The organism is Acidisphaera sp. L21 (genome assembly GCF_009765685.1).
Classification (GTDB): Bacteria; Pseudomonadota; Alphaproteobacteria; order Acetobacterales; family Acetobacteraceae; genus LMUY01.
Map to the genome: position 1 here is coordinate 16,491 of NZ_LMUY01000096.1, position 12,313 is coordinate 28,803.

Consider the following 12,313-nt stretch of genomic DNA (forward strand, 5'->3'; position numbering starts at 1 on the left):
TATTCCCCGTCGAACCGCGGGTCCTTGACCGGACCCGTCGTATTCCTGTTTCGTGATCCTGAGGCCTGACGCGCCATCGCGTCAATGCCGCGCCATCAGCAGCGATCGGATAGGTGTCATGCCGCTACCGCCCATATTCCAGCGCCTGCGCCTGCCCGTGATCGGCTCCCCATTGTTCATCGTGTCCAACCCAGACCTGGTGATTGCGCAATGCCGGGCCGGCATCATCGGTTCGTTCCCGGCGCTGAACGCACGGCCCGAACCAGTTCTAGAGGAATGGCTGAAGCGGCTGACCGGGGAACTGGGCGAGGCGGATGCGCCGTTTGCAGTGAACCAGATCGTCCACCGCAGCAACGACCGGCTGATGCACGATGTCGATCTGTGCGTGAAGTACAAGGTTCCGGTGGTCATCACCTCCCTGGGTGCGCGCGAGGAAGTGAACGAGGCGATCCACTCGTATGGCGGAATCGTTCTGCACGACATCATCAACGATACCTTTGCACGCAAGGCGATCGCCAAAGGCGCCGATGGATTGATCGCGGTGGCGGCCGGCGCCGGGGGGCACGCCGGCACCACATCGCCGTTTGCGTTGATCCAGGAGATCCGGGCCTGGTTCGATGGACCGGTGGCGCTGTCCGGCGCGATCGCAACGGGGAATGCGGTGTTGGCGGCGCAGGCGATGGGGGCCGATTTCGCCTATATCGGGTCCGCGTTCATCGCAACGGAGGAGGCGAATGCCGCCCCCGAATACAAGCAGATGCTGGTCGACAGCGCCGCGCGGGATATCGTCTACACCAACCTCATCACCGGGGTGCAGGGCAATTACCTGCGCGGTAGCCTGGAGCGGGCTGGGCTGGACCCGGAAAACCTGCCGCCCAGCGACCCCACCAAGATGAACTTCGGCAGCGGCCGGACCAAGGCGTGGAAGGACATATGGGGCTCCGGCCAGGGCATCGGTGCGGTGAAGGCGGTCGTGCCGGCGGCCGAACTGGTCGCCCGGCTAGGACGCGAGTATCAGCAGGCACGGACACGGTTGGGTCTGGCACAGGATCGGCCTATCATGGCGGCATGAGTTGCCGGGCCCCATGACGGACTTCGTGTTGACCCGCGCCCTGTTGGAGGCGGGTGGCATCGACGCAATGGTGGCCCGATCCGCCCCGGACATGCGGCTGCTGACCGAAGCCGAGCGGGCGGAGTCATTGCGGCAAACCCTGGCGGCACGCCCGGTGGGTGAGGCGGCCTGGCTGTTCGGCTATGGATCGTTGATCTGGAACCCGCAAATCCATGCGGTGGAACATCGCACCGCGACCGTTCGCGGCTGGCATCGGGCGTTCTGCCTGTCTACCCGTGCCGGGCGCGGCACCTCCGACAATCCCGGTTTGGTGTTGGGGCTGGACGCCGGCGGCAGTTGTACTGGCGTCGCCTTCCGTATCGCCGAAGATGTACTAGAGGCCGAACTCGCTCTGCTCTGGCGGCGGGAGATGCTGGCCGGCGCCTACGTTCCCCGCTGGCTGGATCTGGAGGATGAGCATGGCGCCCGGTTCGGCAGCGCGATTGCCTTCACGGTGGACCCACTGGGCAACCAATATGCCGGACAGCTTGCGCAGGATGCCGTGATCGCGCGCCTGGCCTCCGCCGCCGGTGAATTAGGCTCCTCGGCCGATTACCTGTTCCGAACCTGCGCCGGGCTGCATCAGGTTGGCATACCGGACGCGGAATTGGACGCGCTTGCGGCCGTGGTTGCCCTCGCGCAGCAGCGACCATCGGCACGCGAGGAAACTTGAATGGCGCTCGTGCGCTGATTTGCGAATAATGACGCAGCGCACAAACCACACAACGCCAAATTAACTAAAAATTAACTAAATCTCAAAACTACGAAAATTCGGTGCGTGTTCCTTTTAATCTAGTTTACAAGCACGCTTGCCCAAGCGCGGAGCCTTATTGGATGGGACCAAACACGCCTGACAGCGATGGTGATATACCCGGAAGGTCCGTTGACCGGCATGTTGGGGCTCGTCTGCGCGCTCGGCGCCTGGCGAACGGCCTGGCCGTAAAAACCATCGCGCAAACTCTGGGCGTGACGGAGGAGCGGGTGAGCCAATGGGAAGATGGTTTCTACCGTGTGCCGGCACACCACCTGCTCGCGGTCAGTCACCTTCTATCCTGCCCTCTCGGCGTGTTCTTTGAGGGTTTTCCCGCGGCAGGGTCGCCGGAGGATGAAATCGAGCCGACGGAAAGTCAGATCAATTGGCTTTTCCATCGGTATTCGGGGGCGAAGCACTAGACAACGTCTGCCCTTGCCTGGTTGTGGAATCGAGGATGGCGTAGGCGATATTCAGGTATCGCGTCGCACTTTCAATTCGGCCGGCTTTGTAGGCCGTTTCGGCCAAAGATATCGCCAGTGGCGCCGTTAGCGCCTTTCGGTTGCTTTCCCGGCGGATGAGGGAGGAACCGATATACACCATTCATAACCCTCCGTGCGTTCATGAAAGTCCCGGTAGTCGACCCGAACGCTCGTCGAGACGTCCCATTGTGGAGCAGGCATATTTGAGGTCACAACTCTGTTACGTTTATCATCGGTTCGAGATGCATGGGTTTGAGTATATTTTCTGAGGCTAGCATACATTCGCGACAACATTTGCCGAGGGCGATGATGGTCCAGTAATCCTATCGTGATGGCGAAATTGCGTCCCCAAGACGTGAAATTGCACTCGAACGCGAACTTTTGTCGGAGTGGACGCCAAATGAACGAGATTTCTGCCCGAGTTGCGGCTTTTCGGGCACGCTACGGCGCCGAATCGACGGCATTGCCGGAAGGTCCTTGGAACGCGGTCATTGCCAGCCTGCTTCAGCATCGGTCCGTTCGGGCGTTCCAGCCCAAAGCGGTGCCGCCGGGCACGCTGGAGATGCTGGTTGCGGCAGCGCAATCGGCCGCGAGTTCATCCAATATGCAGGCCTGGTCCGTCGTCGCCGTCACCGACCCGGCAACCAAGGCCGAGATGGCGCGCATCGCCGGGAACCAGGCCCATATCGTGCAGTGCCCGCTGTTCTTCGTGTGGGTGGCGGACGTGGCGCGGCTTGGCCGGGTGGGTGAGGCCGTTGGACAGGATTTCGAGGCGCTGCCCTATCTGGAAACCTTCCTGTTCGCCGCCTTCGACGCCATCTTGGCCGCCCAAAACGCCACGGTCGCGGCGGAAAGCATGGGGCTGTCCACCGTTTATATCGGCGCCCTGCGCAATGATGTGGAGGGCGTGGCCAAGGCGCTGGGGCTGCCGCCGGGCACGATGGGCGTCGTGGGCCTGTGCGTTGGCTACGCTGACGAGAGCGAGACGAAATGGCAGGTGAAGCCTCGCCTGCCGCAATCCGCCGTCCTGCATCGCGAACGCTACGACACCGCCGCCGAGCCTGCAGCGAATGCCGCCTACGACCGGGCGCTGCAGAGCTTCAGTGCGGCATCCGAACGGAACAGCTACACCTGGACCGAGCGGGTTATTTCCCGCGTGGGCAAGCTGAGAGCGCTCGCTGGGCGCGATCGAATCCGGGCGGCGATGGAGCGGCTGGGTTTGCCGCTGCGCTAGATTAGGCGGCGTCGTGCACCGGGGTCTGGCTACCCAGCCCCGGTGTCGCCGGGCCATCGGGGCCGCGCATGCCGAACCGGCCCAGCCCGGGCAGCTTGATCGCCGGGCGGCGCAAATCCACGCCTAGCACGCCGCCGAGGATATTGATCTCGATCCCCTCCACCCAGCCGACGGTTAGCCCGGCATAGCCGTCCAGCGACAGAGCCAGCCCGGTGCCAGATGACGTGCGGCGCAGCCAACGACCGTCATAGGGGTAGTCCTTGCCGATCGCGGTTGGCGGCAGCGTCACGCGAATTTCCGGCACTGCGTCCATGACGGCGGCCACGAAGGTGTTGGAGTTTGGGCCGGGCCAGGCGCGGTAATCGCCCTCGTTGCGCCACGCATACCCCTTGATGGCGGCCTGCATGCGCGGGATCAGCGCCGCGGCAAAGTCCCCGTCGGCTGCGAATACGACACTGGGCACGTGGCCAAACCAACGGCCATCTGGCTCGAACCCGTTCAGGCGGATCGGGCCGCCCCAGGCGGTGTAGTCGTAGCGCGTGTAGCTGTCGGCGCCGGCTGGCTTGAATACGATCCAGCTATGGGTCGCGAAAATGCCGCGCCAGCGAACCGTCTGGGCGGAGAAGATGCGCACCACCGCCGGGCCGTTGCGCGTCGCTGGCGGCAGCAAGCCGGCGCTGGACCGGTCGGCCGTTCGCCACCCTGCGCCGCTGCCATCCATGCGATACAGCACCGCCGACACGCCCAGCGGCAGCAGCCAGCCGATCGTGAACAACAACAAACCGATTTTCAGCATCCCCATGCCGCACAGATTTGCTGCGCTGCGGCAAAAGACAAGTCCCAACCGCTTTACCCCGCCCCCGGATTGGGAAACTGTGACCGCCGCACCGATGGAGGGCACCGAAATGGAAGAGTTCTGGGTAGAAGTCGCCAAGCGCGCTGGCTTGGAAAAGGCCCTGGCCGAGTTCCGCGACGATGTGGAGGCCGCCGCCAAATCCGCCGCCACCGCGGCCGCCGGCATCGGCACGGTTGCCGACACCCGCGCCGAACCCTGGCCGCCGATGCAGATGGAGACCCGCTCGTGACCGAGCTATGGTGGCTGAGCGCCACCGAGATCGCCGCCGCCTACAAGGCCAAGACGCTCTCCCCGGTCGAGTTGATGACGTCGCTGTTCGAGCGCGTGGCCAGGCTGGACCCGGTGCTGCACGCCTTCATCTTGCCGGACCCGGAGGCCGCGATGGCGGCTGCCCGCCAGGCCGAGGCAGAAATGGCGGCCGGGCGCAGCCGTGGCCCGTTGCACGGCATTCCCGTCGGGATCAAGGACATCATCGATGTCGCGGGGCTGCCAACGACCTGCCATTCCAAGATCCTGCTGGGCCAGGTGGCGGCTGCAGATTCGCATGTGGTGGCGCAGCTACGCGGTGCCGGGGCGATCATCATGGGCAAGCTGTCGACCCATGAATTCGCCATTGGCGGCCCGATCTTCGACCTGCCGTTCCCGCCAGCGCGAAACCCTTGGAACCCGAAGCATCATCCGGGCGGCTCGTCTTCCGGTTCGGGCGCCGGGCTGGCGGGCGGGCTGTTTCCGCTGGCGTTGGGGACCGATACTGGCGGCTCGGTCCGCAACCCGGCCAGCGCCTGCGGCATCGTCGGGCTGAAGCCGACCTATGGCCTGGTGTCGCGCCGGGGCGTGTTTCCGCTGTCGTTCACGATGGACCATGTCGGCCCGATGGCCCGCACCGCGGCGGATGCGGCAACCCTGCTGGACGTCATCGCCGGGTATGACCCGGCGGACCCGGGCAGCGCCGCCACCGCCGCCAGCGGGTTCACCAGCCAGATCGACCGTGGCGTGAAGGGGCTGCGCATCGGCTTCGTGCGCCATTTCCACACGACCGACATGGTGGCCAGTCCCGACGTTGCCGCCGCGCTGGAGCAGGTGGCAGCCGACCTCACCCGGCAGGGCGCGGCAATTCGCGACGTGACCTTGCCGCCGTTGGACGTGTTCCGGGCGCTAAACCGCGTGATCCTGCACGCCGAGTCTTGGGCGATCCACGCGAAATGGCTGCAGACACGCCCTGGCGATTACGGCAAGGCGACGCGGCACCGGCTGATGACTGGGGCCTTCCTCTCTGCCGGCGACTACGTGCAGGCGCAGCGCCGCCGGCTGGAGGTAATCGCCGCGGTGAACGAGGTGTTCCGCGAGGTGGACGTGCTGATGCTGGCCAGTGCCATGGACACGCCGGCGGAGATAGAAAATTGGCCGGAAGTGGAGCGCACCTATAGTCGGCAGGCGCGCGCGCCATTCAACGTCACCGGGCATCCGGCAGTGGCCATGATGTCTGGGCTATCGCCGGCCGGGCTGCCGACCTCGGTGCAATTCGTGGGTCCGGCGTTCGCCGACGGCCTGGTCCTGCGTGTGGCCGCCGCCTACGAGCGGGAAGCGACCTGGCACGGCAAGCGACCCGCCTTGGCGGCGTGAACCAGTGAACCGCCGTTAATTCACGACTTGGCGGAGTTTTTAACGGGATCTTCCCGGGGCTCCGCCATCACCTCACCTGCTTTTTGGCAGGTCCGTGACAGTCTAGTTCGACAAACCAGCGGATCCGTAGGCGTTTTCAAACGCGGCGCCAAACAAACGATGCGCAATTTCGACGAGATGCGCGGCATCATCTGCCTTGCCGTCAGCATAGGCCCGCTCCGCCAGGGCGAGAGCGGCGTGAGCGACCGTATGGTTGCTGTTCGAACTACGAAGATTGACCCGATTGACTGCACCCATAACCGTCTCCATCGCGCTCGTATACATCGTTCGGGCCGCCCCATTTGATGAACACGGGTGAACTGCCTATGAAGATAATACTGTTGAATTCTTAACAACGCCTTACGTTAACCCGCAAATGGCTACGATACAGGCTCGTATTAATCGAACCCGAACAAAGCTAGGCCCATATCGTCTCCGGGTCGTGATCCACGGTAAAATTCAATGAATTAGCGATAAAGCATTTCGCGTGCGCATCGTGATGCAGGGCCGCCAAAACCTGTTCGGATGGCGCCCCGGATACGGTGACGCGCGGACGAAGCACGATTTTCGTAAATTTTCCTCCGCCGTCGGCGCCGACTTCCATGAAGCCCTCGGCCCGGTCCTCGTAGGCGGTCACCACCACCTTGGCCGCGGCGCAGAGCCCGAGGAACCAGAGCATGTGACAGGCGGAGACGGATGCGACCAGAAGGTCCTCCGGATTGTGGCATGCCGGGTCACCGCGGAAGGATGGGTCGGACGAACCGGCGATGGCCGGCTTGCCGGCGATCCGGATGTCGTGCCGTCGTTCGTAGCCGACGGGCGTGGCGGTGCCGTTTCCGGTGTTGCCGGTCCATTCGACGGTGGCGACGTAGTGGTGGGTCATGGTAGCGCCACGATATTGGCGCCGCACAGGACCACACCTACCCGTTCCTCAGGCTGTGGCACGTAACGGCCAGACAGCAGGGCCGCCAGTGCCGCAGCGCCGCCGGGTTCGGATGCCACCCGGCAGCGTTCCCACAGGGCGCGCTGGGCGGCGATGATGGCGTCGTCCGGGACCAGCACAGATTTTTCGACATACGCCTGGGCGATCGGGAACATCAGACTGCCGACCCGGCGTGGCGCCAGCGAGTCCGCAGCGATACCTCCGCCCTCGGCATCCACCGGCTTCCCGGCAGCCAGCGCCCGGTTCAGCGTCGGGGCCAGCTCGGGCTCGACGCCGATCACGCGGGTGCGCCCCGCATACCAGGACGCGACGCCACCGATGAACCCGCCGCCGCCGACGGCGATGAGGACGGTGTCCAGATCCGGCGCCTGTTCTTCGAATTCCTGGCCCAGCGTGCCTTGGCCCATCAGGGTTTCCGGCGCGTCGAAGGCATGGATGGCGAGGCCGCCATGGGTGGCCAGGTGGGCTTCGCTGGCGGCCAACGCGTCCGCATAGGAGTCGCCGCCCACCACCAGGCGCGCACCGTAGGACCGGATGCGGTCCAGCTTGGCGGCAGACGCGATGGACGGCACGAAGATCGTCGCCGGCACCCCCAGCACTTGCGCCGCATACGCCACCGCCGCGCCGTGGTTGCCGCCGGACGCCGCCACCACGCCCTCCGCCGGCACCTCCCGCGTCAGCAGGCTGGCAAACGCGCCCCGCACCTTGAACGACCCGGTGTGCTGCAGGAACTCCAGCTTGAACGTGAGACCTGCGCAGGCCAACCCGAAATCCGCCGGCGCCAGCTGCATCACCGGGGTTTGCCGCACATAGGGGCGGATCCGCTCCCGTATCGCGTTGATGGCGGCGCGGTCGATGGTCATGGCGTGTCGTCTCCAGCGTTTGCGCCCGTATAATCCGCATGGCCGCCCAGCGGGAGAGGTTCGGGCTGGCATTTGCCCGCGCGTTGTGCTGGAAGGCGACATGATAGAGCTCGACAGGCATGACGAGCGTGTGCTCGTCCTCGATTTCGGTAGCCAGGTCACCCAGTTGATCGCGCGCCGCCTCCGCGAGAGCGGGATTTACTGTGAAATTTGGCCATTCAGCGCGGCCACCGACCGGATCGTGGCGTGGAAGCCCCGCGCGATTATCCTATCCGGCGGGCCGGCCAGCGTCACCGACCCGGCCAGCCCCCGCGCGCCCGACATCGTTTGGACGCTCGGTGTGCCGGTGCTGGGCATCTGCTACGGGCAGCAATTGATGTGCGCCCAGCTCGGCGGCGCCGTCGAGTCGCACGGCGTGCAGGAATTCGGCCGCGCCTTCGTCGACATCACCCATGCCTGCCCGTTATTCGAGGATACCTGGACCGTTGGCGAGCGCGAACAGGTGTGGATGAGCCACGGCGACCGCGTCACCGCCCTGCCCCCCGGGTTCCACAGCGTCGCCGCCAGCGAAGGCGCCCCGTTCGCCGTGGTGGCCGACGAGACCCGGCGGTTCTACGGCGTGCAGTTCCATCCCGAAGTGGTGCACACCCCGCACGGCGCCGCGTTGCTGCGCAACTTTACGCACGCCGTCGCCGGGCTGCAGGGTGACTGGACGATGGCCGAGTTCCGGCAGGAAGCCATCGCCCGCATCCGCACCCAGGTCGGCACCGGCAAGGTGATTTGCGGCCTGTCCGGCGGCGTCGATTCCTCGGTGGCGGCGGTGCTGATCCACGAGGCGATCGGCGACCAGCTCACCTGCATCTTCGTCGACCACGGCCTGCTGCGACGGGGCGAGGCGGAGGAGGTCGATGCGATGTTCCGCGACCGCTACAACATCCGCCTGGTGCACCGCGACGCGTCCGAACTGTTCCTGAATGCGCTGGATGGCGTGGTCGACCCGGAGCAGAAGCGCAAGACCATCGGCGGCCTGTTCATCGATGTGTTCGAGGAGGAGGCGGCCAAGATCGGCGGCGCCGACTTCCTGGCGCAGGGCACGCTGTATCCCGACGTGATCGAGAGCGTGAGCGTGACCGGTGGCCCGAGCGTCACCATCAAGAGCCATCACAACGTCGGCGGACTCCCCGCCCGCATGCGGATGAAGCTGGTGGAACCGCTACGCGAGCTGTTCAAGGACGAGGTGCGCAAGCTAGGCCGCGAGTTGGGCCTGCCGCATTCGCTGGTAGGGCGGCATCCCTTCCCCGGCCCCGGCCTCGCCATCCGCGTCCCCGGCGCCGCCGTCACCCGCACGAGCCTGGACACACTGCGCCACGTCGACGCGATCTTTCTGGAGGAGATCCGCACGGCCGGGTTGTACGACACGATCTGGCAGGCGTTTGCGGTGCTGTTGCCGGTACGCACGGTCGGCGTCATGGGCGATGGCCGCACCTACGACCAAGCCTGCGCCCTCCGCGCGGTGACAAGCACGGATGGGATGACGGCCGAGTTCTACCCCTTCGACATGGGCTTCCTCAGCCGCGTCGCAACACGGATCGTGGGCGAGGTCCGCGGCGTGAACCGCGTGACCTACGACATCACCAGCAAGCCGCCTGGGACGATCGAGTGGGAGTGAGGGGATATTGGGTCGCGCGCGCTGCCCGAACCAGCTAGCGCGCGCGACCAGTTCTTGGCGTCGATCACACCGTCGTAGATCGATTACTGCACCGTCTTGAACAAATCCTGGAAGATGAGCGGGCCCCAAACCCGGCCGCGAGCGTGCACCAGCGCCCCACCTTCGTTGAGCTTTCCCAACTTGACGGGTGCGAACCCGAGTTGCTTGGCCAAGGCCGCCACGGGTGCGATCGCGTCGTCGTCGTCGCTCGATAGAAATATCACGCGGTGGCCGCCCTCGACGGCCGGATCCGCGGCCAGGGTGGCCGCGATCAGGTGATTGAAGCCTTTGACGAATTTGGCGCCGGTGAATGCCTTCGCGACGTAGGCGGAGGACAGGAGGCCGTCCAGTTCTTCCAGGGGCACCTGTGCATTCATCGCGTCGATGACTGTCTTGCCGTTCCAACTCGGCAGGGCCTTGGCAACCTCGCGATGCTCCCCGAACGGGACTGCCAAGATGATCGTGTCGGCCTCAAGTGCCTCCTGCAGCGACTTGGCGATGACCGTGGGTCCAATCACTCGGGCCTGTGGCGCCAATGCCTCGGGTGGCCGGCGGCTCGCGACGGTCACGTCGATGTTTTTACGGGCGAAGGCGTGGGCGAGCGCCTGGCCTATCGCGCCGAAGCCGACAATCGCATAGCTCATGATGTTGCTCCAATTCGTATTGATATTGATTTTCAACCGTTCAGATGGCCGAGAAGCCGCCGTCGACGGACAACTCCACCCCATTCACGAAGCTCGAATCGTCCGACGCGAGAAACAGCGCGACCGCTGCAATTTCCTCAGGGCGACCCATCTTGCCGCGCGGTATCAGGGATTCGAACATCTGCTTCGCCTCCTCGGTGAGAACTTGGTCCTGCATTGGCGTGGCGATCGGCCCCGGGCTCAGCACGTTCACCCGGATGTTCCTGCCCTTCAATTCGTTGAGCCAAGTGCGGGCGAACGAGCGCAATGCCGCCTTGCTCGCCGCATACACGCCGTAACCAGGAAAGCCTTTCACCGACGCGACCGACCCGGTCATGAAGATCGATCCGCCATCGTTGAAGAGCGGCAACGCCTTCTGAACCGTAAACAGCGTGCCGCGCGTATTCAGGCCGAAGGTCGCATCGAAATGCTGCTCGGTGATCTCGCCCAGCGGTACGGCTTCGCCGATGCCAGCGCTTGCATACAGGACGTCGATCCTGCTCTTTTCCCGCTTCACCGTGTCGAACAGACGGTCTAGGTCGTCGAGATTGGCAGCGTCGCCGCGCACCCCGGTGACGTTCCGGCCGATCAGCTTGACGGCCTCGTCGAGCGTCTCCTGCTTTCGGCCCGTGATGAAAACATAGGCGCCTTCTTCGACGAACAGCTTGGCGCTCGCCAGGGCCATGCCGCTCGATCCACCCGTCACGACTGCAACCTTACCCTCAAGCTTGCCCATAACTTATCCCTTCGTGGTGTCGGGACAGCATCTGCCCCGGAGACCCCGAGTTGGGTCTGTCGGCGCCGGGCGTTGAGTGCAGAAGCGCGCACATCGGTGGTGCAAAATCGAACCGGCTGGACGATTGACCCGATTCGGTTTGGCCAGCGTCCGCGGCTTGCACCTGGGCCGCTTTTGTCTGCACAATCGATGAAGACCGCCCGCCCTGCCGGTCCATGTGTTAGACCTGAGCCTCGGAGGGCGCACCGCGCGGTGCGGGATTGCACCATGATCGACTGGGACGACGTTCGCTATTTTCTTGCCGTCGCACGCGGAGGCTCGGTGCGGGCGGCCGCCGAGCGCCTCGGCGTGAACCACGCCACCGTGCTGCGACGCATCGCCCAGCTGGAGGAACGCCTCGGGGTCCAGATGTTTGATAAGCGGCCGTCGGGCTACCGTCTGACGGAGGCCGGCGAGGAAGTCCTCGAGTTTGCCGACCAGATGGAAGCGTCGTCGCACCGGCTGGAGACCCGCGTTTTCGGACGCGACCAGAGCGTGCGTGGACTGCTGCGGGTTACGCTGCCGCCGCCCCTCGCGACACACCTGCTCATGCCGGGCTTCGCCGATTTCGTGCGTCTGCATCCGGAGATCGAGATGGAAATCCTGTCGTCCGGCGAGCTGGCAAATCTGACCAACCGAGAGGCCGACGTCGCGATCCGCGTCGTCTACGACCGCAAAACCCTGCCGCTCAATCTTCACGGCATGAAGGGACCGGAGTTGTTCGGCGGCGTCTACATGTCCCGCGATGCACTCGCCGCGTGGCGTGAGGATGCGCCTTACCCCCTGCGGTGGATCGTCATAAGCCTTCATGGAATCCCGAGCTGGGCGAGCGAGGGGGAGGTTCGCACCACAGGGGTGCCATTCAAGACCACGGACGCCGAGGCGCAGATCGTTGCTGTGCAGCAAGGGATCGGGATAACGACACTGCCGTGCTTCGTTGGCGATGCCGACCCTCTTCTTGTGAGGGTGCCGGGAACGGATCTGCACCTGTACGGCGCGGTGTGGCTCCTCACCCAGGGGGAGGCACGTAAGACAAAGCGCGTGCGGCTGTTTACCGAATTCGTATCGCGCAGGCTCGCGGCTTACGCGCCGCTTCTCGCGGGATTGCCGAACACGCCGTGACGCTCCCTCGGCAGGGCACAAAAGTGGTCGGCAGCTTTGCCGCCGACACCCTCGCGGATGACAAACCGCCCCCATCAATCGTCACCTCCACCGTTAGCGGCTTTGACCGGCCAATTCGTTTGC

At 64.9% G+C, this 12,313-nt stretch carries 14 protein-coding genes; 8 read left to right on the forward strand and 6 right to left on the reverse strand.

What is annotated here, in order from left to right; all coding sequences use genetic code 11:
- Positions 1-118: 118 nt before the first annotated feature.
- The 4 genes from GSQ76_RS19285 to GSQ76_RS19300 all read left to right on the forward strand — a co-directional run bounded on the left by GSQ76_RS19285 (position 119) and on the right by GSQ76_RS19300 (position 3,578).
- Positions 119-1,072, forward strand: a complete 954-nt coding sequence (locus GSQ76_RS19285) for a nitronate monooxygenase family protein (RefSeq protein WP_158745745.1) — start codon at positions 119-121, stop codon at positions 1,070-1,072.
- A 13-nt stretch (positions 1,073-1,085) separates the two neighbouring features.
- Positions 1,086-1,784 carry a gamma-glutamylcyclotransferase gene (locus GSQ76_RS19290; RefSeq protein WP_158745746.1) on the forward strand — a complete coding sequence of 233 codons (699 nt, stop codon included), beginning with the start codon at positions 1,086-1,088 and terminating at the stop codon, positions 1,782-1,784.
- A 161-nt stretch (positions 1,785-1,945) separates the two neighbouring features.
- Positions 1,946-2,284: a helix-turn-helix domain-containing protein gene (locus tag GSQ76_RS32820; protein ID WP_158745747.1), complete on the forward strand. Its 339-nt coding sequence runs from the start codon at positions 1,946-1,948 to the stop codon at positions 2,282-2,284.
- A gap of 460 nt (positions 2,285-2,744) precedes the next feature.
- A complete protein-coding gene (locus GSQ76_RS19300; RefSeq protein WP_158745748.1) occupies positions 2,745-3,578 on the forward strand; it encodes an NADPH-dependent oxidoreductase in 834 nt (277 codons plus the stop codon).
- 1 nt (position 3,579) lies between these two features.
- Here GSQ76_RS19300 and GSQ76_RS19305 read toward each other — a convergent pair whose 3' ends face one another.
- The gene (locus GSQ76_RS19305) at positions 3,580-4,380 is read right to left on the reverse strand and encodes a DUF3750 domain-containing protein (RefSeq protein WP_174247371.1); all 801 of its coding nucleotides are present in this window, start codon (positions 4,378-4,380) and stop codon (positions 3,580-3,582) included.
- A gap of 73 nt (positions 4,381-4,453) precedes the next feature.
- Here GSQ76_RS19305 and GSQ76_RS19310 point away from each other — a divergent pair, with 73 nt between their 5' ends.
- Entirely contained in the window at positions 4,454-4,663 is a 210-nt protein-coding gene (locus tag GSQ76_RS19310; protein WP_158745749.1) for a hypothetical protein, read from the forward strand.
- On the forward strand, positions 4,660-6,057 hold the full coding sequence (locus GSQ76_RS19315) for an amidase (protein ID WP_158745750.1): 1,398 nt from the start codon (positions 4,660-4,662) through the stop codon (positions 6,055-6,057). The genes GSQ76_RS19310 and GSQ76_RS19315 overlap by 4 nt, the downstream gene beginning before the upstream one ends.
- A 102-nt stretch (positions 6,058-6,159) precedes the next feature.
- On the opposite strand, the gene GSQ76_RS19320 is transcribed toward GSQ76_RS19315, so the two are convergent.
- The 3 genes from GSQ76_RS19320 to GSQ76_RS19330 form a co-directional block, all read right to left on the reverse strand.
- Positions 6,160-6,354, reverse strand: a complete 195-nt coding sequence (locus tag GSQ76_RS19320) for a hypothetical protein (RefSeq protein ID WP_158745751.1) — start codon at positions 6,352-6,354, stop codon at positions 6,160-6,162.
- A gap of 160 nt (positions 6,355-6,514) precedes the next feature.
- Positions 6,515-6,979: an OsmC family protein gene (locus GSQ76_RS19325; protein WP_158745752.1), complete on the reverse strand. Its 465-nt coding sequence runs from the start codon at positions 6,977-6,979 to the stop codon at positions 6,515-6,517.
- Positions 6,976-7,902 (reverse strand): threonine/serine dehydratase, encoded by a 927-nt coding sequence (locus GSQ76_RS19330; RefSeq protein WP_158745753.1) that lies wholly within the window; start codon positions 7,900-7,902, stop codon positions 6,976-6,978. Before GSQ76_RS19330 ends, GSQ76_RS19325 begins: the two co-directional genes overlap by 4 nt.
- Before the next feature lie 100 nt (positions 7,903-8,002).
- Between GSQ76_RS19330 and guaA the strand changes: the two genes are divergently transcribed.
- Positions 8,003-9,571, forward strand: coding sequence for a glutamine-hydrolyzing GMP synthase (gene guaA, locus GSQ76_RS19335; protein ID WP_158745754.1), 1,569 nt, complete (start codon positions 8,003-8,005; stop codon positions 9,569-9,571).
- A gap of 83 nt (positions 9,572-9,654) precedes the next feature.
- On the opposite strand, the gene GSQ76_RS19340 is transcribed toward guaA, so the two are convergent.
- Both GSQ76_RS19340 and GSQ76_RS19345 read right to left on the reverse strand, forming a co-directional pair.
- On the reverse strand, positions 9,655-10,254 hold the full coding sequence (locus GSQ76_RS19340) for an NADPH-dependent F420 reductase (RefSeq protein ID WP_158745755.1): 600 nt from the start codon (positions 10,252-10,254) through the stop codon (positions 9,655-9,657).
- Positions 10,255-10,294: 40 nt separating this feature from the next.
- The gene (locus GSQ76_RS19345) at positions 10,295-11,029 is read right to left on the reverse strand and encodes an SDR family NAD(P)-dependent oxidoreductase (protein WP_158745756.1); all 735 of its coding nucleotides are present in this window, start codon (positions 11,027-11,029) and stop codon (positions 10,295-10,297) included.
- 267 nt (positions 11,030-11,296) lie between these two features.
- On the opposite strand from GSQ76_RS19345, the gene GSQ76_RS19350 reads away from it, so the two are divergent.
- Positions 11,297-12,190, forward strand: a complete 894-nt coding sequence (locus GSQ76_RS19350; RefSeq protein ID WP_158745757.1) for a LysR family transcriptional regulator — start codon at positions 11,297-11,299, stop codon at positions 12,188-12,190.
- Positions 12,191-12,313 lie beyond the last annotated feature (123 nt).

Bases quoted from the DNA above. Each gene is read 5' to 3' on its own strand.
- GSQ76_RS19285 (WP_158745745.1), top strand. From the start codon at position 119: ATGCCGCTACCGCCCATATTCCAGCGCCTGCGCCTGCCCGTGATCGGC.
- GSQ76_RS19290 (WP_158745746.1), top strand. From the start codon at position 1,086: ATGACGGACTTCGTGTTGACCCGCGCCCTGTTGGAGGCGGGTGGCATC.
- GSQ76_RS32820 (WP_158745747.1), top strand. From the start codon at position 1,946: ATGGGACCAAACACGCCTGACAGCGATGGTGATATACCCGGAAGGTCC.
- GSQ76_RS19300 (WP_158745748.1), top strand. From the start codon at position 2,745: ATGAACGAGATTTCTGCCCGAGTTGCGGCTTTTCGGGCACGCTACGGC.
- GSQ76_RS19305 (WP_174247371.1), bottom strand. From the start codon at position 4,380: ATGGGGATGCTGAAAATCGGTTTGTTGTTGTTCACGATCGGCTGGCTG.
- GSQ76_RS19320 (WP_158745751.1), bottom strand. From the start codon at position 6,354: ATGGGTGCAGTCAATCGGGTCAATCTTCGTAGTTCGAACAGCAACCAT.
- GSQ76_RS19325 (WP_158745752.1), bottom strand. From the start codon at position 6,979: ATGACCCACCACTACGTCGCCACCGTCGAATGGACCGGCAACACCGGA.
- GSQ76_RS19330 (WP_158745753.1), bottom strand. From the start codon at position 7,902: ATGACCATCGACCGCGCCGCCATCAACGCGATACGGGAGCGGATCCGC.
- guaA (WP_158745754.1), top strand. From the start codon at position 8,003: ATGATAGAGCTCGACAGGCATGACGAGCGTGTGCTCGTCCTCGATTTC.
- GSQ76_RS19340 (WP_158745755.1), bottom strand. From the start codon at position 10,254: ATGAGCTATGCGATTGTCGGCTTCGGCGCGATAGGCCAGGCGCTCGCC.
- GSQ76_RS19345 (WP_158745756.1), bottom strand. From the start codon at position 11,029: ATGGGCAAGCTTGAGGGTAAGGTTGCAGTCGTGACGGGTGGATCGAGC.
- GSQ76_RS19350 (WP_158745757.1), top strand. From the start codon at position 11,297: ATGATCGACTGGGACGACGTTCGCTATTTTCTTGCCGTCGCACGCGGA.